This window comes from Amycolatopsis endophytica (genome assembly GCF_013410405.1).
Taxonomy (GTDB): domain Bacteria; phylum Actinomycetota; class Actinomycetes; order Mycobacteriales; family Pseudonocardiaceae; genus Amycolatopsis_E; species Amycolatopsis_E endophytica.
Genome location: NZ_JACCFK010000001.1, coordinates 859,379 through 882,147 on the forward strand (window position 1 = coordinate 859,379; position 22,769 = coordinate 882,147).

The 22,769-nt window shown below is 70.6% G+C and carries 26 protein-coding genes; 15 read left to right on the forward strand and 11 right to left on the reverse strand.

Annotation, left to right across the window (positions count from 1 at the left end; all coding sequences use genetic code 11):
• Positions 1-80: 80 nt before the first annotated feature.
• From HNR02_RS04180 to dapE, 3 genes are read right to left on the reverse strand one after another with little or no spacing between them, the layout of a single operon-like run.
• Positions 81-647 (reverse strand): LOG family protein, encoded by a 567-nt coding sequence (locus HNR02_RS04180; protein WP_179771897.1) that lies wholly within the window; start codon positions 645-647, stop codon positions 81-83.
• Positions 648-1,418, reverse strand: coding sequence for an LOG family protein (locus HNR02_RS04185; RefSeq protein ID WP_179775690.1), 771 nt, complete (start codon positions 1,416-1,418; stop codon positions 648-650).
• Positions 1,419-1,443: 25 nt separating this feature from the next.
• Entirely contained in the window at positions 1,444-2,520 is a 1,077-nt protein-coding gene (gene dapE, locus HNR02_RS04190) for a succinyl-diaminopimelate desuccinylase (RefSeq protein WP_179771898.1), read from the reverse strand.
• A 34-nt stretch (positions 2,521-2,554) separates the two neighbouring features.
• On the opposite strand from dapE, the gene HNR02_RS04195 reads away from it, so the two are divergent.
• From HNR02_RS04195 to HNR02_RS04215, 5 genes are all read left to right on the forward strand, one after another.
• Positions 2,555-2,989 carry a hypothetical protein gene (locus HNR02_RS04195; protein ID WP_179771899.1) on the forward strand — a complete coding sequence of 145 codons (435 nt, stop codon included), beginning with the start codon at positions 2,555-2,557 and terminating at the stop codon, positions 2,987-2,989.
• A 15-nt stretch (positions 2,990-3,004) separates the two neighbouring features.
• Positions 3,005-3,985, forward strand: a complete 981-nt coding sequence (dapD, locus tag HNR02_RS04200; protein WP_179771900.1) for a 2,3,4,5-tetrahydropyridine-2,6-dicarboxylate N-succinyltransferase — start codon at positions 3,005-3,007, stop codon at positions 3,983-3,985.
• A 65-nt stretch (positions 3,986-4,050) separates the two neighbouring features.
• Positions 4,051-4,968 carry a CHAD domain-containing protein gene (locus HNR02_RS04205; RefSeq protein WP_179775691.1) on the forward strand — a complete coding sequence of 306 codons (918 nt, stop codon included), beginning with the start codon at positions 4,051-4,053 and terminating at the stop codon, positions 4,966-4,968.
• Positions 4,969-5,061: 93 nt separating this feature from the next.
• Positions 5,062-5,652 carry a Panacea domain-containing protein gene (locus HNR02_RS04210; RefSeq protein WP_179771901.1) on the forward strand — a complete coding sequence of 197 codons (591 nt, stop codon included), beginning with the start codon at positions 5,062-5,064 and terminating at the stop codon, positions 5,650-5,652.
• A gap of 42 nt (positions 5,653-5,694) precedes the next feature.
• Positions 5,695-6,093 (forward strand): Fic/DOC family protein, encoded by a 399-nt coding sequence (locus HNR02_RS04215; RefSeq protein ID WP_246338733.1) that lies wholly within the window; start codon positions 5,695-5,697, stop codon positions 6,091-6,093.
• Between the two features lie 11 nt (positions 6,094-6,104).
• On the opposite strand, the gene HNR02_RS04220 is transcribed toward HNR02_RS04215, so the two are convergent.
• The gene (locus HNR02_RS04220) at positions 6,105-7,481 is read right to left on the reverse strand and encodes an FAD-dependent monooxygenase (RefSeq protein WP_179771903.1); all 1,377 of its coding nucleotides are present in this window, start codon (positions 7,479-7,481) and stop codon (positions 6,105-6,107) included.
• 343 nt (positions 7,482-7,824) lie between these two features.
• On the opposite strand from HNR02_RS04220, the gene HNR02_RS04225 reads away from it, so the two are divergent.
• Both HNR02_RS04225 and HNR02_RS04230 read left to right on the forward strand, forming a co-directional pair.
• Positions 7,825-9,279 (forward strand): alpha/beta hydrolase, encoded by a 1,455-nt coding sequence (locus HNR02_RS04225; RefSeq protein ID WP_179771904.1) that lies wholly within the window; start codon positions 7,825-7,827, stop codon positions 9,277-9,279.
• A 200-nt stretch (positions 9,280-9,479) separates the two neighbouring features.
• A complete protein-coding gene (locus HNR02_RS04230) occupies positions 9,480-10,076 on the forward strand; it encodes a TetR/AcrR family transcriptional regulator (RefSeq protein ID WP_179771905.1) in 597 nt (198 codons plus the stop codon).
• Between the two features lie 34 nt (positions 10,077-10,110).
• On the opposite strand, the gene dapC is transcribed toward HNR02_RS04230, so the two are convergent.
• Both dapC and fdxA read right to left on the reverse strand, forming a co-directional pair.
• Positions 10,111-11,202 carry a succinyldiaminopimelate transaminase gene (dapC, locus tag HNR02_RS04235; RefSeq protein WP_179771906.1) on the reverse strand — a complete coding sequence of 364 codons (1,092 nt, stop codon included), beginning with the start codon at positions 11,200-11,202 and terminating at the stop codon, positions 10,111-10,113.
• A complete protein-coding gene (gene fdxA / locus HNR02_RS04240) occupies positions 11,199-11,519 on the reverse strand; it encodes a ferredoxin (RefSeq protein WP_179771907.1) in 321 nt (106 codons plus the stop codon). Before fdxA ends, dapC begins: the two co-directional genes overlap by 4 nt.
• Before the next feature lie 129 nt (positions 11,520-11,648).
• On the opposite strand from fdxA, the gene HNR02_RS04245 reads away from it, so the two are divergent.
• Genes HNR02_RS04245 through HNR02_RS04265 form a run of 5 tightly spaced genes read left to right on the forward strand, consistent with a single transcriptional unit; the run spans position 11,649 to position 15,597 of the window.
• The gene (locus HNR02_RS04245) at positions 11,649-12,395 is read left to right on the forward strand and encodes a GNAT family N-acetyltransferase (protein WP_179771908.1); all 747 of its coding nucleotides are present in this window, start codon (positions 11,649-11,651) and stop codon (positions 12,393-12,395) included.
• The gene (cofD, locus tag HNR02_RS04250) at positions 12,392-13,387 is read left to right on the forward strand and encodes a 2-phospho-L-lactate transferase (RefSeq protein ID WP_179771909.1); all 996 of its coding nucleotides are present in this window, start codon (positions 12,392-12,394) and stop codon (positions 13,385-13,387) included. Before HNR02_RS04245 ends, cofD begins: the two co-directional genes overlap by 4 nt.
• Positions 13,380-14,711, forward strand: coding sequence for a coenzyme F420-0:L-glutamate ligase (locus HNR02_RS04255; RefSeq protein WP_179771910.1), 1,332 nt, complete (start codon positions 13,380-13,382; stop codon positions 14,709-14,711). The genes cofD and HNR02_RS04255 overlap by 8 nt, the downstream gene beginning before the upstream one ends.
• Complete coding sequence (locus tag HNR02_RS04260; protein ID WP_179771911.1) at positions 14,708-15,238, forward strand: NUDIX hydrolase; 531 nt, start codon at positions 14,708-14,710, stop codon at positions 15,236-15,238. Before HNR02_RS04255 ends, HNR02_RS04260 begins: the two co-directional genes overlap by 4 nt.
• Positions 15,235-15,597: a GntR family transcriptional regulator gene (locus tag HNR02_RS04265; protein ID WP_179775692.1), complete on the forward strand. Its 363-nt coding sequence runs from the start codon at positions 15,235-15,237 to the stop codon at positions 15,595-15,597. Before HNR02_RS04260 ends, HNR02_RS04265 begins: the two co-directional genes overlap by 4 nt.
• A gap of 90 nt (positions 15,598-15,687) precedes the next feature.
• Here HNR02_RS04265 and HNR02_RS04270 read toward each other — a convergent pair whose 3' ends face one another.
• Positions 15,688-16,584, reverse strand: a complete 897-nt coding sequence (locus HNR02_RS04270) for a DNA-3-methyladenine glycosylase family protein (RefSeq protein WP_179771912.1) — start codon at positions 16,582-16,584, stop codon at positions 15,688-15,690.
• Positions 16,584-17,663: a mannose-1-phosphate guanylyltransferase gene (gene manB / locus HNR02_RS04275; RefSeq protein ID WP_179771913.1), complete on the reverse strand. Its 1,080-nt coding sequence runs from the start codon at positions 17,661-17,663 to the stop codon at positions 16,584-16,586. Before manB ends, HNR02_RS04270 begins: the two co-directional genes overlap by 1 nt.
• Before the next feature lie 204 nt (positions 17,664-17,867).
• Between manB and HNR02_RS04280 the strand changes: the two genes are divergently transcribed.
• Entirely contained in the window at positions 17,868-18,146 is a 279-nt protein-coding gene (locus HNR02_RS04280; protein WP_376772816.1) for a hypothetical protein, read from the forward strand.
• Between the two features lie 91 nt (positions 18,147-18,237).
• Here the strand turns inward: HNR02_RS04280 and HNR02_RS04285 are convergent, their stop codons facing one another.
• A complete protein-coding gene (locus HNR02_RS04285) occupies positions 18,238-19,101 on the reverse strand; it encodes a glycosyltransferase family 2 protein (RefSeq protein ID WP_179771915.1) in 864 nt (287 codons plus the stop codon).
• 84 nt (positions 19,102-19,185) lie between these two features.
• Between HNR02_RS04285 and HNR02_RS04290 the strand changes: the two genes are divergently transcribed.
• Positions 19,186-19,440, forward strand: coding sequence for a hypothetical protein (locus HNR02_RS04290; protein ID WP_218902648.1), 255 nt, complete (start codon positions 19,186-19,188; stop codon positions 19,438-19,440).
• Positions 19,441-19,584: 144 nt separating this feature from the next.
• Here the strand turns inward: HNR02_RS04290 and HNR02_RS04295 are convergent, their stop codons facing one another.
• Entirely contained in the window at positions 19,585-20,730 is a 1,146-nt protein-coding gene (locus HNR02_RS04295) for a glycosyltransferase family 4 protein (protein WP_179771916.1), read from the reverse strand.
• 42 nt (positions 20,731-20,772) lie between these two features.
• Complete coding sequence (locus HNR02_RS04300) at positions 20,773-21,822, reverse strand: glycosyltransferase family 4 protein (protein WP_179771917.1); 1,050 nt, start codon at positions 21,820-21,822, stop codon at positions 20,773-20,775.
• 18 nt (positions 21,823-21,840) lie between these two features.
• Here HNR02_RS04300 and HNR02_RS04305 point away from each other — a divergent pair, with 18 nt between their 5' ends.
• Positions 21,841-22,746: a glycosyltransferase family 2 protein gene (locus HNR02_RS04305; RefSeq protein WP_179771918.1), complete on the forward strand. Its 906-nt coding sequence runs from the start codon at positions 21,841-21,843 to the stop codon at positions 22,744-22,746.
• Positions 22,747-22,769: the final 23 nt, after the last annotated feature.

Sequence of the window (22,769 nt, forward strand, 5' to 3'; positions counted from 1 at the left end):
CGCTGCGCCGCTCCACGCGAACGGGGAACTCGCGGAACGCAGAGTTCGCCGGCCGGAGCGTGGCACTCCCCGCGTAGCGGCTACTGCCACTTGGCGATGTCCGGCGCCTCATAAGCCGAGAAGGAATCCAACAGCACCGCCGGGTCCTCGTCGACGAAGATCAGGTCCCGGTGCTGCTCCCGCAGGAACTTCTCCGTCACCATGTGGTCGATGAACTCGCCGAACGGGCGGTAGTACCCGGCCACGTCTACCAGGCCGATGGGCTTGCCGTGCAGTCCCAGCTGGGCCCAGGTCCAGACCTCGGCCAGCTCCTCCAGCGTCCCCGCGCCACCGGGCAGGGCGAGGAACGCGTCGGCCAGCTCGGCCATCTTCGCCTTGCGTTCGTGCATGTCGGCGGTGACGATCAGCTCCGACAGGTCGTGGTGGGCGATCTCGACCCGCTTGAGGTGCTCGGGGATGACGCCGATCACCTCGCCGCCCGCCTGCAGCGCGCCGTTGGCGACCGCGCCCATCAGGCCGACGCTCGCGCCGCCGTAGACGAGTCCGATGCCCCGCTCGGCGAGCAGCTTGCCCAGTCCGGTGGCCGCGTCGGTGTAGACCGCGTCACCGCCCGCGGACGAACCACAGAACACACAGATCCGCTTCACTTAGTGGGTGTCCTCCCATGCCTTGTAGGCCTCCTCGACCATGGCCACCGCTTCGTCGACGTCGTCGGTCAGGTGCAGCAGCGCCAGGTCCCGGTCACCGATCTTGCCCTGGGCGTGCACCGAGTCCCGGACCCAGTCGTAGAGCCCGCCCCAGTAGGACCGTCCGAAGAGGACCACCGGGAACTTCGTCACCTTCTTGGTCTGGACCAGGGTGAGCGCCTCGAAGAGCTCGTCCAGTGTGCCGAAACCACCGGGCAGGCAGATGAACGCCTGCGCGTACTTGATGAACATCGTCTTGCGGGTGAAGAAATACCGGAAGTTCACACCCAGATCGACCCACGGGTTGAGCCCCTGCTCGAACGGCAGCTCGATGCCCAGCCCTATCGACAGCCCGCCGGCCTCGGACGCGCCGCGATTGACCGCCTCCATCGCACCCGGACCGCCACCGGTGATCACCGCGAACCCGGCGTTCGCCAGTCCGGAGCCGATCTTGCGGCCCAGCTCGTACTCGGGGTGCTCCCGCGGGGTGCGCGCCGACCCGAACACGGTGACCGCGCGCGGCACCTCGGCCAGCGCCCCGAAGCCCTCGACGAACTCGGCCTGGATGCGCATGACCCGCCACGGGTCGGTGTGCACCCAGTCGCTCGGCCCGCGCGAGTCCAGAAGTCGCTGGTCGGTGGTGGTCGGTTCGATGCGGCGCTCCCGGCGCAGCACGACCGGCCCACGCTGCTTTTCCCGCGGGCGCTCGGGATACTCGGACGTTCCGTCCACTTCTTCCCCTGTCACGCCGCCGAGCTTACTGGCCCAGGAAGTCCCGCAGCACGCGCGTGACCTGCCGGATCTCACCGGCCGCGACGTGCTCTTCGCGGGTGTGCGCGAGCGTGGGGTCACCGGGGCCGAAGTTCACCGCGGCCATACCCCGCGCGGCGAACCGCGCGACGTCCGTCCACCCCAGCTTCGCGGCCGCCGTGCCGCCCGCCGCCCGGACCAGTTCGGCCGTCGCCGGCGCGGTCAGCCCGGGCAGCGCGGCCGGTGAAAGGTCCACAACGGACAGGTCATAGCCGTCGAACACCTCGCGCACGTGTTTTTCGGCCTCTTCGGCGCCGCGGTCCGGGGCGAACCGGAAGTTGACCGCGAGCACCGCCTCGTCCGGGACGACATTGCCCGCCACGCCGCCGGAGACCCGCACCGCCTGCAGGCCCTCGCGATAGGTCAGTCCGTCGATGTCGACGACCCGCGCCTGGTATGCCTCCAGCCGCCGCAGCGGCTCGCCGAGCGCGTGGATCGCGTTGACGCCCATCCACGCCCGCGCGGTGTGCGCGCGCTTCCCGCCCAGCCGCAGCTCGACCCGCATCGTGCCCTGGCAACCCGCCTCGATCACGGCGTTCGACGGTTCGCCGACGATCGCCAGATCACCCGCGAGCCAGTCCGGCATCTCCCGCTCGATCCGGCCGAGACCGTTGCGGACGGCCTCGACCTCCTCGCAGTCGTAGAAGACGAACGTCACGTCGTGACGCGGCTCGGCGACGGTGGCCGCGAGGTGCAGGAACACCGCGTCACCGCCTTTCATGTCGACCGTGCCGAGCCCGTGCAGCACCTCGTCGTCACCGGAACCCTCGCGGCGCACCGGCAGGTTCTCGTTGACCGGCACCGTGTCCAGGTGACCGGCGAGCACCACCCGGGAGGGCCGCCCGAGGTTCGTGCGGGCCAGCACCGCGTCGCCGTTGCGCACCACCTCGAGGTGCCCGGCCTGCCCTCGCAGCGCCGCTTGGACGGCGTCGGCGATCGCTCCCTCGTTTCCGGAGACGCTCTGGATGTCCACCAGCGCGGCGGTCAGGTCGACCGGGTCGGCGTGCAGGTCGAGAGTGGTCATGTGCCGACTCTAGGCGGTGTCGTACGGTGGGCGGATGCGCACGTGGAAGCCACTCCTCGCCCTCGGGGCGCTGGCACTCGTGCTGGCCGGATGCTCGAACGAGGCCGGCCCGACCCCGAAGGGCGGCGGCGGTCAGGCCGACACGCCCTACGCCCTGTCGATCAAGCTCAACGCCCTGACCGCGGATCCGTGCTTCCGCGAACCGGCCGGTTCGACGCCGCGCGGCTGCGGCAAGTACGTCACCGAACTGGGCAGCACGCCGGGTGTGGTGCGTGAGCAGGCGGGCACCAAGCACCCGGACCTGGTCGCCCTGTCCGGTGACCTGGACAAGGGCATCGGCGCGTACCGCGACAACCGCTGCGACACCGTCGCCGAACCGGGTGATCCGTGCACCGCGGCGCTGACCACGATCGCGGACAGCCTGCGATCCATCAAACACCTGGTGGACACCCAGCTCGTCGCGAGCTGAGTTACGGTTGGGGCCGTGAGCGAGCAGACCCCGAACCCCGAGACCACCGGCGCGCACGGCATCGGCCTGGCCACCGTCACCACCGACGGGACCGTGCTGGACACCTGGTTCCCGCAGCCCAAGCTCGGCGAGCCCGCCACCAGCGGCACCGAACGGCTGACGCGCGAGCAGGCCGTCGAGGTCCTCGGCGAAGCCGCCGCCGCACTGCTCGGTCCGGACGAGGCACGGGGTGTCGAGGTGGTCGCGGTGCGCACCACGATCGGCACGCTCGCGCAGGCCCCCGCCGACGCGCACGACCTGTACCTGCGCCTGCACCTGCTGTCGCACCGTCTGGTGCAGCCGCACGGCCAGAACCTGGACGGCATGTTCGGTCTGCTGTCCAACGTCGTGTGGACCAACCACGGCCCGTGCCCGGTCGAGGGCTTCGAGCAGACCCGCCTCCGCCTGCGGGCGCGTGGCGCGGTCACCGTGTACAGCGTCGACAAGTTCCCGCGCATGGTGGACTACGTCACGCCCACCGGTGTGCGTATCGGCGACGCCGACCGCGTGCGCCTCGGCGCGCACCTGGCGAGCGGCACCACGGTCATGCACGAGGGCTTCGTGAACTTCAACGCGGGCACGCTCGGCGCGTCGATGGTCGAGGGCCGCATCTCGGCGGGTGTGGTCGTGGGCGACGGCACCGACGTCGGTGGCGGCGCGTCGATCATGGGCACCCTCTCCGGTGGCGGCAAGGAGGTCATCTCGCTCGGCGAGCGCTGCCTGATCGGCGCGAACGGCGGGGTCGGCATCTCGCTCGGGGACGATTCGGTGGTCGAGGCCGGGTTGTACGTCACGGCGGGCACGAAGGTCGTGGTCGAGGGCAAGATCGTCAAGGCCCGCGAGCTGTCCGGGATTTCCGGGGCGCTGTTCCGGCGCAACTCCGAGACCGGCGCCGTCGAGGCCGTGCAGCGCGCGGGTTCCGGCATCGAGCTGAACGAGATGCTGCACGCGAACTGACGGGACGCGGATCTCGTTCACCTATCATTCACCTGGTGAGCACCGCGACGCTGTCTTCCCGTGTCCTGACCGTGGGCGATCTCGGGCTGTCCGAGGCGCCTCCGGCCGTCGGGCCGCGAGATACGCCGGAGGCCGTGCTCCGGGCACGGATCGACGGCCAGTTGCGCGAGATGCTCGACCACGAGGCGGGCACGCGATCCGGGGCCGATCCGGAGGATCTGCACCAGATGCGGGTCGCGGTCCGGCGGCTCCGCAGTGTGCTGAAACTGCTGGGGCCCGCGGGCGACGACGTGCGGGCCGAGCTGAAGTGGCTCGCCGCGGCGCTGGGCGAGGTGCGTGATCACGACGTGCTGATCGGGCACCTGCGGTCGACGGTGGCGTCGTTCGACGCGGCCGACCAGCCCGCCGCGGCGCGCCTGATCCGGATCTTCGTCGCCGAGCGCGCCAAGGCGAAGCGCCGCCTCAACCGGGTTCTGGGCAGCGCCCGCTACACCGCGCTGTTGCGCTCGACGGCGCGGCTGGTGCTCACGGAGCTGCACCTGGTCCAGGGCAACGGTTCCCGGCCCCAGCCGCTCGACGTCGGCGCCGTGATCCGCAAGCCGTACCGCAAGCTGACGAAGGCCGTGGCCGCGCTGCCCACCGACCCGCCGGACGACGAGCTGCACGAGCTGCGGATCTACGGCAAACGCTTGCGCTACGCCGCCGAGACGGCGAAGCAGGCCGCGCGGAAGAAGCAGATGGCACAGGTGAAGCCCCTGATCAAGGCGACGAAGCGACTGCAGGACGTGCTGGGCGACCACCAGGACGCGGTGGTCGCCGCCACCCGCATGCGCGACCTGCTGGACACGGCCGACGAGCCCGCCGTGGCTTTCATCGCGGGCCGCATCGCCGAACGCGAACTGGGCCGCCGCGCCTCGGCCCGCGAAGTGTGGCCGAGCGCTCTCTCGAACGTGCACGCGGCGGTGGCGAAGCTCTGCGGTTGACCGGGGTCGATGTGCTGGAACGAACCGCGTACTTTCGTCGCGGCCGGTAAACTTGACGGTGACAACCGGTCGAGAACGGGGAGGTGCACCAGCGTGGCCGAAGTGAATGACGTGGCCGCCGCTCTGCTCTCCCAGACTGGCCAGATCACGACCATGAAACTTCAGAAGCTGGTGTACTACGCGCAGGCTTGGCACCTGGTGTTCCATTCCGAGCCATTGTTCGCCGACACCATCGAGGCTTGGCCGCAGGGCCCGGTCACCCGTTCTCTGTACGAGAAGCACCGGCGCCGCCGCGCCGTGAACGAGTGGCCCGACGGCGATCCGGATCACCTGTCGAGCGGTGAACGTGAGACTGTCGACTGGGTTCTGTCCAAGTACTCCCATTTCTCGGCCGAGGCACTTTCGAAGATGACGCACATGGAAAGGCCGTGGCGTATAGCCCGGGGTTTGCTCGCCGATGACGAGAAGTCGTCAGAGCCGATCAGGCTCGAAAACATGCAACACTTCTACTCGCGTCAGCGATCGGACCCCGATATCGCCGTTTCCCAGGCGGCAGCAAGCGCCGCCATGGAAGGCATCGAACTGGACGACGACTGGCAATCCCGATTGCGTTCGGTGGCGAGCGGTACACTTTCAGCCGAAGATGCGATTGCGGAAGAGTTGCGCAGGGCCTCGCAACAGTGAAAGACCCCTACGCCACGCCGGACGGCAGGCGTCTCCAGACTCCTGTTCCAGGACGTGTATGAATGGGCGAGCCGAACACGAACGGTCAACATCTCGAAGGAACAATCGACTTTCTGCGCATGGCAATTCGTCGATGACGAGATTTCGGCAATTCTCGCTCAACTCGAGCAGGACCGCTGGCTGGTCGGCCTCAACCGCGAGAAGTTCGTGGAGCGGTTGGCCCACTACTACGGCGAGATCAACGCCCGCCATCCCTTTCGCGAGGGCAACGGTCGCACCCAACGCGCGTTCCTTCGCCAACTCGCGGCAGCCGCCGGCTGGCGCCTTGATTGGTCCGCACTCAACCGCGATGACAACCTCACAGCGTCGAGGGAGAACTTCCGCACAGCCGGCACCGGCCTGCTTATCCGGGTACTGAACCCCGTTGTCGTCCGGATCTGACCCGCCGTCCGCTATCGGCTCAGGGCGCCCACGTACCCGTCCGGCCGCACCGTCACCCGCACCGCTTCGTAGGCTTTGAAGGCGTGTCCCTCCACGTCGGTCACGGAATTGCCCGCCGAGGTCTCTCCCGAGCGCAGCACCGTGTACGTGTGCGGCTGCGTGGACACCGAGCCGTCGAACAGCAGCGTTGTCGCGTGGGGGCCGCGGAACAGGTCGAACAGCCGCACCGCCTTGCCGTCCGCGCCCACGAGCGGGGCGTCGGGTGCACGGTCGCCCACCGCGAGGCCCGGTGAATCGGTGGTCCGGTAGCTGATGTCCAGCTGCTGGGTGTCCTCGCCGCGCTCGTGGGCGCTCTCATCGCCCTCCGTGTACTTCCGCATCAGCTCCGACGACAACCCCAGCACGTGGGCGGCCACCGCGCGTCGCTCGATTTCGTAGCTGTCCAACAGCTCCGGTGAGCCGTCGGCGAGCTTCCAGCCCAGGTTGTACGCGTCCTGCACCCCCGTGTTGAGGCCCTGCCCGCCGGTCGGCGGGTGGACGTGCGCCGCGTCGCCCGCGAGGAACACCCGGCCGTCCCGGAAACGCTTCGCCAGCCGCACGTTCGGCCGCCACACCGTCGACCACGTCATCTCCCGCAGTCGCACCCCGGCGTCGAGCGCGTCCAGTTTGGACTGAAGCGTCGCCACGGTCGGCTCGACGTCCTCCTCCCCCAGCGGCGCCCCGAACTGGAACAGCCCGATCCCCGGCAGCGGGCTCATCATGATCCCGCGCATCGGGTTCGCCGAATTCGAGAACCAGTACCCGAACTCCGGATCGAGGTCGGCCGCGACATCGCCCAGCAACATGCGGATCGACTCGTCCGTCACCCCCTCGAACTCGATACCGAGCGCCTTGCGCACGAAACTGCGCCCACCGTCGGCACCGACCAGGTAGTCCGCCCGCACCGTCTCACCCGTGGACAGCTGCGCGGTGACCCCGCCCTCGTCCTGCGTGAACCCGGTCAGGCCCGCGCCCAGCTCGACCCGCACCCCGAACTCGGCCAGCCGGTCCCGCAGGATGCCCTCGGTCTGCGCCTGCCCCAGCATCCGCGCGTTCGGATACGGCACGTCGGGCATCGGCTCGCGCCGTTCGAACATCACGCGCTCCATCACGAACTTCCCGTCCATGTACGCGTGGAGCGCCGGCGCCTCGCGGCTGGCGGCCAGCACGGCGTCGATCACGCCCAGGTCGTCGAACACCTCCATGGTCCGGGGCTGCAGCCCGTCACCCCGCGAACCGGGGAAGAACTCGGTCGCTTTGTCGACGATCCGGACGTCGACGCCGCGGCGGGCGAGGTCGATGGCCAGCGTCAGCCCGGTCGGGCCGGCTCCCGCGATCAGCACGTCCATTTTGAATCTCCATTCACTGAATTTTGATTCAAGTTTGCTCTTGTCGGCGTTCGCTGTCAAGAGCAATGGATGACACGAGCCCGCCGGCGAGCGGGACCGGTGTCGGGGGTCGGACATCGCCACAATCGCGGCGGGACTGTCCGGGCACGCGTCTCCGGCGGCAGACTGTCGGCGGGCAATCGCCGTCGGCCCAGGACCGAGGCCGGGCCCCCGACGAAGTGATCCACTTCGCTACAGTCGGCGCACTCCGCATCCGGGCCTTCGCCGCCGCGCGTGCCGACTCAGTCGGTGGGCGCTCTCGGCGCGGTTCTGGCCGCTGGTTCCCCTCGGAAGGACTGATGTGATGAAAGCAGCCGTACGCCAGTTGGTCACCTTCGCCGCCGCAGCGGCCGCGGTGACGTCGCTGTCGACAGGCCCGGCTTCTGCCGACGATCTGGACGGAGCCGACGGCCTGCTCGGCGCTTCCCCTGCGTTGTCCGGGCTGCCGCTCCTGGAAAACGGGTTGCCGGAGCTTCCGTTGAGTGTGCTTCAGAACCCCGTGGGCTCGACGGGACAGACCGACACCCGCAACTTCGGCACACCCACCGTCGCGCGGGGAAAGGTGTGCCCGTTCACCGGCAACGTTCCGGTCGACATTCCACTCGTCAACATTTCCGCCGGCAGTTCACTACCGGGCCTCGGTGGGTACACGCTCGATCAACCCTCGGTGCCGAGTTCGGTCTACAGCGAACTTTGCATGAGCGAGAAGACCTATCGGGACGCGCGAGCAGGCAAGGCGCCCGCGGTGCTGGTACTGGTGCACGGGATCACCTACGGCACCTGGTACTGGGATTCGCCGTACCAGCCCGAGAAGTACTCCGTGGTCAACGACCTGGTCGACCACGGCTACGCGACACTGAACATCGACCGGATCGGCGAGGGGCGCAGTGGGCATCCGTTGAGCGCGCTCGTCACGCCGGACACCAACGCGGAGACCGTGCACCAGCTGATCACCAAGCTCCGCGGCGGGGAAATCGGCGGGACGAAGTTCGGCCACGTCGGACTGGTCGGGCACTCCTACGGCACGATCACCTCCTGGCTCGAAACGGCGAAGCACAACGACGCCGACATGGTGATCGGCACGGGCTACGGCAACCGCTTCAAACTCGATCAGGGGGGACTGCTGTTCTCGGGGTTGATCCCGGCCGCACTGCAACCCAACTTCCCCCACGCGTCCTGGAAGTTCGACCCCGGGTACCTGTCGTTCCGCCCGGGAGCACGCGCGAACTCGCCGTTCTTCTACAAGCCGAACACGGATCCGGCGCTGCTCACCCTCGACGAGCAGTTGCAGAGCCCGGTCACCGCGACGGAGCTGGGACTCTTCCTGCCGCGGGACTACGACGGCACGCACAAGAACATCAAGATCCCGAACTTCATCATCAACGGCGAGCACGACTCGTTCTTCTGCGGAGCCGGCGACAAGGAGTGTGCGAACGAGGCGTCCCAGCAGGCGACGCCGCAGGAACTCGAGGCGGCGGCGGCAAACCAGACGGCCTATGAAGCACCGGGTTTCGGTCCGCAGGCCTGCCTGCGGACCGCGGTGATTCCGGACGCCGGACACAACATCAATCTGCACCAGAACTCCGACCAGGTGTCCGCCCAGATCATCTACTTCGCCGACGAGGCGATGGGGGTGACGGGGCAGAACAACCAGCAGTACCGCGGGAGCTGTGTCACCCGGGACGAGGGGCTGTCCGATCTGTTGCCGGACCTCACCAGGGTCATCCCGCCAGCGACGAACCTGCTTCCGGTCGGCTGACCGGACGCCAGGGCTCCACCGCCCCTGGTGGAGCCCTGGCTCGAACTACGGGTACGACGTGCCGGACAATCTGACAGCTGTCAGGGTCGCGTGCCACACGCTGGCAGCGCCACCAGCAGGGTTGGGGGTAGCGGTGGGTTCGCGGCCGACACGGCGCCGATCACCCTGACGCTTGCTAGCGTTCCCGTCAAGGAGGTGCCGTGAAGCGCAAGGAGAAGGCGGCGGAGACCGAGACCGCGTTGAAGGCCGCCGCCCAGCGGCTGTTCGCCACGCGCGGCTACCTGAACACGAAGATCACCGACATCACCGCGGAAGCGGGCCGTGCGGCCGGCTCGTTCTACAACCACTTCGCGAGCAAGGAAGAGCTGCTCGAATCGCTGCTGGGTGATCTGGAGTCGGCGGGCGACGACGACGCGCGGAAGGCCGAACACAGCCCGGACTTCAGCGACCCCGCCGCGATCCGCTTCCACATCAGGGCGTTCTGGTCGTTCCACCGCGAGCACACGGCGACGATGCGCGCGCTGCGTCAGGCGGCGCTGGTGAACGAGGACTTCGCCCGCACGCTGGGCGAGTTCAGCCGGGCGCAGAGCGAGGAGATCACCGGCCACGTCGACTACGTGACCAAGGCCGGGTTCGAGCTTCCCGGCCCGCCGGCGGCGAGCGTCGCGATGATGAGCGCGCTGATCGACAACTTCGTGCAGATGTGGCACGACGGCCTCGTCGACCTCGCCGAGGAGGACGCGATCGACGCGCTCACCCGGTTCGTCTACCGGGGCTTCACCGGCCGCGACTACTGACGCGAAGACCGGTCATGGAGGACCGGTGACCCCGCTAGCTCAGGCGCTCGGCAGCCGCTTCGATCCGTTCGTCGGTCGCCGTGAGGGCCACTCGCACGTGTTCGCCGCCACGTGGGCCGTAGAACGTGCCGGGCGCGACGAGGATGCCGCGCTCGGACAGCCACGCGACGGTCTGCCAGGCGTCCTCACCGCGGGTGGCCCACAGGTACAGCCCGGCCTCCGAGTGGTCGATCCGGAAACCGTTGTCCTGCAATGCCTTCTGCAGCACCAGCCGACGGCGCGCGTACCGCTCGCGCTGCAGCGCCAGCGCGTCGTCGTCGGTCAGCGCGGCCGTCATCGCCTCCTGCACCGGGCGCGGAACGATCATGCCGGCGTGCTTGCGCACCGCCAGCAGACCCGCGACCAGCTCCGGGTCACCGGTGACGAAACCGGCGCGGTAGCTGGCCAGGTTCGCCGACTTGGACAGCGAGTGCACGGCCAGCAGGTTGTCGAGCCGCCCACCGCACACCGAGGGGTGCAGGATCGACACCGGATCGGCGTCCCATCCGAGCGCGAGATAGCACTCGTCGGACACGACCAGCACGTCCCGCTCGCGCGCCCACTCGACGATCCCGCGCAGCGCCTCGGCACCCAGCACACGACCGGTCGGGTTGGACGGCGAATTCAGCCACAGCACCGCGGGCGGTTCGGCGAGACCACGCGGGTCATCGCCGCGCACCACCGAGGCGCCGGCCAGCAGCGCGCCGACCTCGTACGTCGGGTACGCCAGTTCGGGGATGGCCACGGTGTCGCCCGGCTCGGCGCCGAGCAGGCGCGGGAGCCAGGCGACGAGCTCCTTCGAACCGATGGTGGGCAGGACGGCCGCTGGGTCGACCCCGGCGATCCCGTGCCTGCGGTTCAGAGCTTCGACCGCGGCCGCGCGCAGCTCCGGCGTGCCGTGCGTGGTCGGGTACCCGGGGATTTCCGAGACCGACGCCAGCGCGGCCCGGATCGAGCCGGGGACCGGATCGACCGGAGTGCCGACCGACAGGTCGACGAGCCCGCCTGGGTGTGACTTCGCCCGCGCCGTGGGCTCGGCGAGCGAGTCCCACGGAAAGTCGGGCAGTCCGGTGCCGCCGCGTTTCATTCGCCCTGCGGAGGCAGGTCCTTGACCCACTGCGGATCGTTGCTGGTCTTGCCGACCTTGGAGGCGCCACCGGGCGAGCCAAGGCTGTCGAAGAAGTCGACGTTGGCCTTCGTGTACTGCGCCCACTCGTCCGGCACGTCGTCCTCGTAGTAGATCGCCTCGACCGGGCACACCGGTTCACACGCGCCGCAGTCCACGCACTCGTCGGGGTGGATGTAGAGCATGCGGTCGCCCTCGTAGATGCAGTCGACAGGGCACTCGTCGATGCACGCCTTGTCGAGCACGTCGACGCAGGGCTCGGCGATCACGTACGTCACTGCGGTCTCCTGCTAGGTCTGCGTAATCCAACGGAATCCACTACCGACTCTGGACATTACGCGCCGACGTCGGAACCTTCCAAAGTAAGGCCACCCTTAATCGCAGGATCGGCGAGCACAATGTGAACCGTGGACGCCTTCGAAACGCTCGAACTGCGCTGTGCCGACGCCTGGCCGGCGGTGACCGAGGACAAGATCGGTGACTGGCGGCTTCGCGCCGCCGGCGGATTCACCGGACGGGCCAACAGCGCGCTGGCCGTCGGGGACCCTGGAGTGCCGGTGGAGCACGCCTTACGAGACGTGTGTGACTTCGCCCACGCCCAGGGAATCCCGCCCGTGGTGCAGGTCGTGGACGGCAGCGAAAACGAGCGCGCGATCGGGTCGGCGGGCTGGGTGCCCAACAGCGCACACGCGGCCGGGCACGTCGTGTCGGTGCTCACCGGACCGCTCGGCGAGGGCGCCGAGGGAATCTCCGTGCTCGCGACGCCGACAGCGGGCTGGTGGGAGCTGACCGTCGGACGGTCCGCGCCCACCGAGGCCGAGCGGCACGTGCTCACCACCGGCGAAATCGGCTACGTGACCGCCGACGTGATGGGTGTCACGGCCGGCGCGGTGCGCGCCGCGGTGGTCGGCGACGTCCTGCACATCGCCCGGCTGGCCGTCCGGCCGGAGTACCGGCGCCGTGGTCTGGCCTCGGCGTTGATGGCCGCGTGCGGGCCGTGGGCAGCCGAACGCGGGGCCACCCGCTGCGCGCTCCAGGTCGCCGTCGACAACGACGGCGCGCTGGCGTTCTACGACCGGCTCGGCTTCACCGGACACCACAGGTACCGCTACTGGGTTCCCGGACCCCGGGCGTGCGAGGATCGGCCGCTGTGAAGGTTGTCGTAGTTGTCGGCGGGGTGGGCGGCGCCCGCTTCCTGCTCGGAGTCAAAGCCGCGCTGGGCCTGCCCCCGATCGGCCCTGGGGAATCGCCGCACGAGGTCACGGCGCTGGTCAACACCGGCGACGACGTGTGGATGCACGGCCTGCGCATCAGCCCGGACCTGGACACCTGCATGTACACGCTCGGCGGTGGCATCGACACCGAGCGCGGCTGGGGTCACCAGGGCGAGACGTGGGCGGTCAAGGAGGAGCTGGCGGCCTACGGCGCCGAGCCGACCTGGTTCGGGCTCGGCGACAAGGACATCGCCACCCACCTGATCCGCACGAGGATGCTGCGCGCGGGCTACCCGCTGTCCGCGGTCACCGAGGCGTTGTGCGACCGGTGGAAGCCGGGCGTGCGGCTGTTGCCGATGAGCGACGACCGCGTCGAGACGCACGTCGTGATCGACGATCCGGACGACGTGGGCAACCGCAAGGCGATCCACTTCCAGGAGTGGTGGGTGCGGTACCGCTCCCAGCCCGAGGCGCACTCGATCGTCCCGGTCGGCGTCGAGGAGGCCAAGCCCGCGCCGGGTGTGCTGGACGCGATCGCGGAGGCCGACGCCGTCCTGTTCGCACCGTCCAACCCGGTCGTCTCGGTCGGCACCGTGCTGTCCGTGCCCGGCGTGAAGGAAGCGCTGCGGAAGACCGAGGCCGGGGTGGTCGGTGTGTCACCGATCATCAGCGGCAAGCCGGTGCGCGGCATGGCCGACGCGTGCCTGGCCGCGATCGGGGTGGAGACGTCGGCGGAGGCCGTCGGCATCCACTACGGATCGCGGCAGACCTCCGAGGACGGGCTGCTCGACGGCTGGCTGGTCGCCGAGGGCGAGACGGTGCACGTGCCCGGTGTCGCCGTGCGGGCCATCCCGCTGCTGATGTCCGATGTGGACGCCACGGCCGCCATGGCGCGGGCGGCGCTGGAACTCGCGGGAGCCGACGTTGAGTGACCATTCCACCCGTCGGCTGGAGATCCTCCCGGTCGAGGGCCTGCCCGAGTTCCGGCCCGGTGACGACCTGACCGGCGCGATCGCGACCGCCGCGAAGTGGCTGCGCTCCGGCGACATCCTGGTCGTGACCAGCAAGGTCGTCTCGAAGATCGAGGGACGGCTGGTGCGCGTGCCCACCGATCCGGAGGAACGCGACGCGACCCGCCGTGAGCTGGTCGAGCAGGAGTCGGTGCGGGTGCTGGCCCGGTTCAACCGGACCCTGATCACGCAGAACCGGATCGGCGTCGTGCAGGCCGCCTCCGGCGTGGACGCGTCCAATGTGGCCGGTGACGAGATCGCGTTGCTGCCCAGCGATCCGGACGCCTCCGCGCTGGCGCTGCGCAACGGCCTGCGGGAGCGGCTCGGCGTCGAGATCGCGGTCGTCATCACCGACACCATGGGGCGCGCGTGGCGGGTCGGGCAGACCGACAACGCGATCGGCTCCAGCGGGCTGCGGGTGCTGCACTCCTACGAGGGCGAGGTCGACGCACAGGGCAACGAGCTGCAGGTCACCGAAATCGCGGTGGCCGACGAGGTCGCGGCGGCCGCGGACCTGGTCAAGGGCAAGCTGACCGCGACGCCGGTCGCGGTGGTGCGCGGTCTGCGGCTCGACGACGACGGGTCGACGGCGCGGAAGCTGGTGCGGCCCTCCGAAGAGGACATGTTCTCGATGGGCACGCGTGAGGCGATCGCGCGGGGGCGCCGCGAGGCCGTGCCCGCCCGCCGGTCGGTGCGCTCGTTCACCGGCGAGCCGGTCGATCCCGATGCGTTGCGCCGGGCGATCGGCGCGGCACTGACCGCGCCCGCGCCGCACCACACGCATCCGGTGCGGTTCGTGTGGCTGCGTGACCGCGGGCTGCGGACGAAGCTGCTGGAGGCGATGCGCGAGGCGTGGCGGGCCGACCTCTCCGGCGACGCGTTCACCGAGGAGCAGATCGCGAAGCGGACCGCGCGCGGCGACATCCTGTTCGACGCGCCCGAGGTCGTGATCCCGTTCCTGGTGCCCGAAGGCGCGCACACGTACCGCGACGAGCGGCGCAACGACTGCGAGCGGACGATGTTCACCGTCGCCGGTGGCGCGGCGGTGCAGGGGCTGCTGGTGGCGCTGGCCGCCGAGGAGCTGGGCTCGTGCTGGATCGGGTCGACGATCTTCGCCGCGGACCTGGTGCGTGAGGTGCTGGGGCTGGAGCCGTCGTGGCAGCCGCTGGGCGCGGTCGCCATCGGGCACCCGGCCGGGCCCGCCGCGCCGCGCGAACCCTCGACCGAGGGGTTGATCGAGCTGTGAGCCCGCACTCGGACGTCGTCGAGACGCTGGAGAAGTGGCAGCCGGGGACGGCCGGGCAGGAGGCGTTGCGGCACGCGTTCCTGGGTTTTCTCGCCGCGCGGGAGGACGCCTGCCTGCGGTCGTGCGAGGCCGGGCACGTCACGGCGTCGGCGGTGGTGCTGAACGCGTCGCGTTCGCACGTGCTGCTGACGCTGCACCCGCGGGTCGGGCGGTGGCTGCAGCTGGGCGGGCACTGCGAGGTTTCCGACGTGTCACTGTCGGAGGCAGCCCTGCGGGAGGCGTCGGAGGAGTCCGGGATGAGCGGGCTGACGATCTCCGCGGAACCCGTGCACCTCGACGTGCACCCGATCACGTGCTCGCTCGGAGTGCCGACGCGGCACTTCGACGTGCGGTACGTGGTGGTCGCGCCGGACGGGTCGGAGCCGGTGCGCAGCGACGAGTCGGACGACCTGCGCTGGTGGCCGCTGACCGCGTTGCCGCCCGGTTCGGAGGACCTGACCGAGCTGATCGCGGCGGCGTGCGGATGATCGTCCCGGTCGATTCCTCGTCCTCGGTGCCGCCGTTCGAGCAGGTGCGGTCGGGGCTGGCGGAGCGGATCAACTCCGGCGCGCTCGCGGTGGGCACGAAGCTGCCGACCGTGCGTGGCCTGGCGGAGGAGCTGGGGATCGCGCCCAACACGATCGCCCGCGCGTACCGGGAGCTGGAGGAGGCGGGCCTGATCGAGACCCGCGGCCGGGCGGGTTCGTTCGTGGCCTCCTCCGGCGACGAGTCCCTGTCACGCGCCCGTGAGGCCGCGCAAACCTACGCCGCGGTGACGCGGGCTCTGGGCTTGTCCGCCGACGAGGCACTGGCCATCGCGCGCGCCGCCCTACGACTCGCGCGGTAACCCAGCGAGTCCCACGCTCCCACGCGCGAATCCCCCGCTGCGGGCCGCGAGTTCGGCGTTCCGGAGCGCGAGTTCCGCGTTCGGGCGGGGTCAGATCGCGCGGTAGTCGCGGGGCGAGAAGCGCGGGCCGAACCGGGGGCGGGTGAATCCCGCCGCCTCCAGGTACCGCACCGCGCGTTGCCGTTGCGGCGCATAGGGGGCCAGCACCTCAGCCAGGCCCTCGTCGTCGAGTGGCTCGCCCAGCAGCGCGTACCCGACGACCGCGGGGATGTGGAAGTCGCCGAAGCTGACCGCGTCCGGGTCGCCCCACGCGCGCTGCGCGATCTCCGACGCGGTCCAGACCCCGATGCCCGGCACCTTCCGCAGGAACGCCCTGCCCTCCGCGCCGCGCATCCCCGCCGCCCGCTCCAGCCGGTGCGCCACCTGCGCCGAGTGGATCAGCGCCTTGCGCCTGCTCAGGTCCACGCCGGCCCGGTGCCAGGTCCAGTCCGGAATGGACATGATCGCCTTCGGTGACGGCGGCACCCGCGTCCCGGCAGGCGCCGGGCCCGGCGCTTCCTCGCCGAACCACCGGCACAGTTCACGCCACGACCGTCGCGCCTCGTAGCCGGTGACCTTCTGCTCCAGCACCGCCGGGATCAGCGCGTCCCACACCCGCCCGGTCGAGCCGAGGCGCAGCCCCGGCATGCGGCGCCGCACCTGGGCGACCTGGTCGTGGTGCGATACGAACTCGCTGTCGTCGTCCTCGGCGCCGAGAAGCGCCGGCACGCCGTCGAGCAGCCGGTCCGCGCCCGGCCCCCACGCCGCAGCCTCGATCTCGCCGTCGGAGAACCGGCGCAGCGCCAGCGTTCCCGGGCCGTCCGGGGTGTTGCCGGTCAGCCACGTGGTGCCCGTCTCGTCCGCGCGCAGGCACGGGTCGCCCTTGCCCCGCCGGTGCGGCCGGAGGACCGCATCGAGGTCGAGGGGGAACGGCGGGCGATACCGCATCAGGCGTCGCTGGAGAACCGGATCGATCCGTCGGCCAGCGTCGCGTCCGGCCACACGCGGGCGCCGTCGAGCAGTTCGCACCCGGCGCCGACGGTCGCGCCGTCGCCGAGCACCACGCCCTTGAGCACGGCACCCTTGCCGACGCGCGCGCCCACGCCCAGCACGGAGTTCTCCACGACCGCATTCTCCGCCACGGACACCCGGTCGAACAGCACCGCCCCGTCGATCCGCGCGCCGGAGGCCACGTGCGACCCCGCGGCGACGGTCGATCCGCCGGTGACCGTGGCGTCCGCGGCCACGTCCGCGCCCTCCAGCACGAGGGATTCGCCGGCCGGGCCGGGCAGGGCCGAGGTCGGGGCGAGCCCGCGCACCAGGTCCGCGCTGCCGCGCACGAACGCCTCCGGGGTGCCGACGTCGAGCCAGTAGGACGCGTCGACGAACCCGTGCAGGTGCGCGCCGTTCTCCAGGAGGCCGGGGAACGTCTCACGCTCGACCGATACGCGGCGACCTGCCGGGATGGCCTCCAGCACCGTGCGACGGAACACGTAGCAGCCGGCGTTGATCTGGTCGGTCGGCGGGTCGGGGGTCTTCTCCAGGAACGCGGTGACCCGCCCGTCGGCGTCGGTGGGCACCGAGCCGAAGCGGCTGGGGTCCTCGACGCGCTGCAGGTGCAGGGTGACGTCCGCGTTCGTGTCCCGATGGGTCTGGACCAGTGCGCGCAGGTCGGCGCCGGAGAGGATGTCGCCGTTGAAGATGACCGCGTGGTCGGCGCGCAGACGGTCGGCGACGTTGCGGATCGCGCCGCCGGTGTCCAGCGGTTCGTCCTCGACGACGTACTCGAGTTCCAGCCCCAGCGACGCGCCGTCGCCGAAGTGCTCCTCGAACACCTCGGCGCGGTAGGACGTCCCGAGCACCACATGCCTGATGCCCGCGGCGCGGATGCGGGACAGCAGGTGGGTCAGGAACGGCACGCCCGCGGTGGGCAGCATCGGTTTCGGGGCGGACAGGGTCAACGGCCGCAGGCGGGTGCCCTTGCCACCCACGAGCACAACGGCATCGACGTCCAGTTCCGAGGTCACGTGAAGATCCTTCCCTTTATCACGCACCGGCGGGCGACAAGCCGCGGGAAACAATGACGGCGACGGCCCGGAGGGCCTACCCTAGACAGCACACGCCGGGCCCCGTTCGGAGAGGGCCTTACGTCGAGTCGGGAGGCCTAGGGGATGGACCCCCGCGATCGAGCGGATGCTCTGCTGGCCAGGGCACAGTCCCGGGGTGCGTTCGTGGTGACACCGGACGCCGCGGTTTCGCCGATGGACGCCTCGACCACCCAGCAGATCCCGAGGTCGGTCGTCGACAAGATCGACGAGGACGACCCGGACACGACGGCCGTGGTGCCCGCGTCGGTGATCGAATCGGTGCAGGGCAGTCTGGAAGCCAAACCCGACACGCGAGTCGGGATGGCCCCGGTGCAGACCGAGGAAGAGGTCGACGGCCTCGTCCCGACGACCAAGACGCAGAACGGAAACTCCGACTTCGCACGCCGGCTGGAAGGGCTGTAGGCGGGCGCGGCAACGCACGCCGCACAGACCCGCGCCCTGAACCGGCGAGCTGGCTCCGGGATGACCACCCAGCTCGATTTGTCGCAGCTCGCTACTTGCCCCGCGTCTCGAACTTGAGCCGCAGTTTCAGTCCGGCCTTCACCGCCGCCAGCACGGGCTTCCAGGCGAGCCCCCGGTGCCGGTCGGCGAGGTAACGGTAAGCGCTCTCATGGTGTGCTGCCAGCATCTTCTTCGGGGCACGAGAGGTCGCCTTGCCGCCGATGTGCGTGACCGCCGCCGAGGGGATGTAGACGTTGTGCCACCCGGCACGCCCGATGCGGTCGCCGAGGTCGACGTCCTCGAAGTACATGAAGTAGCGGGTGTCGAAGCCGTCGACGGAGTCCCAGGCGGCGCGGCGGATGAGCTGGCACGAACCGGACAGCCAGCCGGACGTGCGTTCGATCGGGGCGCCCTGTTCCTGACGGTAGGCGCGGGTCCACGGGTTGGCGGGCCAGATCTTGCCGAACACGGCGTGCCCCATGCCGCGGCCCAGGGAGGGCAGCAGGCGGGCGGAGGGGTAGACGGTGCCGTCGGGGTCGCGGATGAGCGGCCCGAACGCGCCGCCGCGGGGCCAGCGCTGCCCGGCGTCGAGGAGGGTGTCGAGGGAGCCGGGTTCCCATTCGAGGTCCGGGTTGGCGATGACGATCCACCCGTAACGATCGTCGAGCTCCACCACGCCGCGATTGGCGCCACCGCCGTAGCCCAGGTTTTCGCCGATCCGCAGAACCTGCACGCCCGCGCGCCCCTCGGCGCGGTCAAGGGCTTCGTCAGTCGAGTCATTGTCGGCGACGATCACCTGCACGTCGCGGGAGGTCGCCTTCTCCAGGCTGTCGAGGAAGCGGTCGAGGTCCTCACCGGGGAAGTACGTCACGACAACCACGGCAACCCCGTCGCCGTAACGGCTCGGCTCGGTCACGGCGCCATTGTGCCCCCACCACTCAGCGCAACGAGGCGACCCCCTCGCCGAACCTGCCGCGGCAGGTCGCTACCGCGCGCGGTCGTGCGCGTACTCCTCGTCCAGGATGACCTCGTGTCGCTACACGCCTTCATCGACGAGTCAGCCCGGGCGCAGATCTATCCGATCTGCGTCGCGGTCGTGGATCCCGCGCAACTCGCCCCTGCTCGCAAGCAGCTTCTGAAGCTGCTGCTGGCCGGTCGAATCGCCAGCCTTCCCGTCACCAGCCACATCTACGGCGCGGGCGGGGACTGGCGCAGAAGGATCATGCCGGTCGTGCAGAATGTGATCGAGGTCTAGACAGCGCAAAGCCCGTGACACGACCGTCTGGACGCACCACGGGCTCACTTCTCGGCCCTACGGGGGCCTCGAGCCACCCACTGTACCCCATCCGGCCGAACAGTGTCCAACAACCACGGGTCCAACAACCACCGGACCAACGGGCTATTGCTCCCGCTTGTGCAGATGCCACGCCTTGCCATACGCCTCACGATGTTTCTCGGCGCTCGTGGACCACGAGAACTCCTTCGCGCGGCGCTGGGCGGCCGAGGCGAGGAACGCGCGCCGGGCCGGGTCGTCCAGCAGTTCGCTCAGCGCGGCGGCCACGTCGCCGGGCCCGACGCCGCAGTAGGCGACCGCGTCACCACCCACCTCGGGCAACGACAGGCGCCGGGTGGTCAGCACGCAGGCCCCGCAGGCCATCGCTTCCAGCACCGGCAGGCCGAAACCCTCACCGAGGCTCGGGTAGGCCACCATCTCCGCCCCACCGAGGAAACCGGACAGCGTGTCGAACGGCAGGTACCCGGCTCGGATCACCCGCAGCCGCAACGGAGCCGCCGCCAGCGCCTTCTCCACCTGCGTGTCCCAGCCCGGCTGACCGGCCAGCACCAGTGCGGGCGGGTCCGGCCGGTGCTCGACCGCCTTCACGAAACCCCGGATCAACGCGGGCACGTTCTTGCGCGGCTCCAGCGCACCGAGGAAAGCCACGTACGGCGTCTGCTCGAGTCCGATCGCCGCCCGCGCCGCCTTGATCTCCTCCGGTGTCGGCGGGTGGAACCTCTCCACGTCGACCCCGTGCTCGATGATCTCCAACTGCTTCGCCCGCGCCACCCGTGTCAGCTCCGAGGCGGTCGCCTTCGACGGGACCACACACAGGGTCGCCCGGTTCAACGCCGTCCGCGTCCAGCCGCGGAAGAACCGCGCCTTCACCGACGAGTGCAACACCGCGTCGGTGAAGAACGTCGCGTCGTGCAGGGTCACCACCGACGCGGCGGGCCCCGCCAGCGGCATCGTGTAGTGGGGCGAGTGCACGACGTCCACGCCCAGCCGCCGGGCCAGCGACGGCAGCGTGGTCTGTTCCCAGATCAGCCGCGCAGTGCGGGTCGCGGTGGACTGGACCGCCGGGACGACCCGCGAGCGCGGCGCGAGCCGGTCGAACAGCCGGAAGTCGCGTGGCTGGCAGACGACCGTGACAGGCGCACCGTCGTCGTCCAGCGCGGCCACCAGCGAGTCCACGTATCGACCGACCCCACCCCGGTCCGCGGGCACGGCCGTGGCATCGATCAGGACGCTGGGTTCGCCTCTTCCCACTCGTGCAGGGTACGGCTGATCGCTACCGCCGTGGTCGGGAACTCACGAAGTGGCATCTTCGTGAACGGCCCAAACGGCCTCCGCTGCCCGCTCCCACGAGAACTCCGCGGCTCGCGCACGGCCGAGACTCACCAGGTCAGCCGCCCGTTCCGGACCGGACAGCACGCCGTTCAACGCTGCTGCCAGTGCCTCCGCGTCCCCGCGCGGCACCTGGACGCCCGCGCCTCCCGCCACCTCGGCCAGCGCCGGAGCGTCCGAGTGCACCACCGGCACCCCGGCCGCCATCGCCTCCAGCACCGGCAGCCCGAACCCCTCCGCGCGGCTCGGCGCCGCGAGCACGGATGCCCGCCGCACCACCGCCGCCAGCGAAACGTCGTCCAACCGCCCCAGAACCCGCACGTCCACGCGGTCGCCGGCGAGCGCGACGGGGTCCAGACCACCCCAGCCCGGCTGCCCGGCCAGCACCAGCGGGACGCCGACCCGCTCCATCGCCGCGATCAGCACGTCGATGCCCTTGCGCGGCTCGATCGTCCCGACGGCGAGCACGTACCGCGGCGGCACATCCACATCGGGCAGGTCGTCGCGCGTGAACACCTCCGCCACGCCATGCGCGGCGACCGTCACCGGCGCCCGCAGCCGCACCCGCTCCACCAGGTCGTCCGCGACCGCCCGCGTCGGCACCACGAGCCCCGTCGCCCGGCTCGCTGCCCGCCCGATCACCGTCCGGTGCCAGCGCACTCCGCGTGCCGTCAGGGTTTCCGGGTGGGTCCACGGCACGGTGTCGTGCACGGTGACCGACAGGGTCCGTCCCTTCGGCACCCGCGGCGGGGCCAGCGGCGTCGGCGCGTGCACCGCGTCCCCGCCGGGCCACCACGGCAGGCCCAGCTGCCACGCGGCGATCAGCGCGCGCGGCGGCAACGGCAGCATTCGCGCGCCGGGCAGCCCGGCAGGATGCCGCGCGGTCACGGTCGACACCGTCCACCCGGGCGGTGCGGTCGCGACCAGCGCGGGCAGCAGCTCGGCGGTGTAGCGGCCGGTCCCGCCGGGGACGGGCGCGAGCAGTTGCTCGGCGATGACCACGAGTTCGGGCACGGCACGTATTCTTCCCGCGTGCCGATCCGCAGCACCGTCGTGGTGGTCACCTGGCGCGGTCGCGCGCACATCACCGCCTGTCTGGACGCCCTCGCCGCCCAGACCCGGCCGCACCGGCTGCTGGTGATCGACAACGCCTCCGACGACGGCACCGCCGCGATCCTGGCCCGCCACCCCAGCTCCCCCGATGTGCGGCGCCTGCCGCGCAACACCGGTTACGCCGGGGCGATGGAACACGCACTGTCCGCAGTGGACACCGAGTTCACGGTGTGGCTCAACGACGACGCCGCCCCGGCGGAGGACTGGCTCGCCGAGCTGGAGGACCACCTCGGCGACGCCGCGGCCGCCGCGTCGCGCCTGGAGTACGCCGACGGGCAGGTCCAGTCACTCGGCGTCGGTCTCACCGCGGACGGCCACGGCTACGACCGCACGCAAACCCCGGTGTTCGGCTTCTGCGGCGGCGCCGCACTGATCCGCACGCGGATCCTCCGCGACATCGGCGGTGTTCCGGGCAGCTTCTTCTGCTACTACGAGGACACCGACACCGCGTGGCGGCTGCGACTGGCCGGGCACGACATCGTCACCGTCCCCACCGCGCGGGTCACGCACCGCCACGGCGCCAGCACCGAGCCCGGTTCGGCGAACTTCCACCGCTGGAACGAGCGCAACCGGCTGCTCACGCTCCTGCGCTGCGCACCGGCCACGGCCGCGGCGCGCGAGCTGGCGCGGTTCGCCGCGATCACCGCCGTTCTGCCGCTCAAGCGGGCCGCGCCCGAAGCGCCCAATTTCCGCGTCGGCCTGCGGTGCCGGGTGTTGTCCGAGATCATCACCCGGCTGCCGTCCACGCTCGCTGCCCGGCGCGCGATCACGCGCCGCTCGACGATCGGCCGAGGCGCGGTCTGGACGGCCTGGACCTCCCGATAGTCTCTCCGCACAGGAGCGAGTAC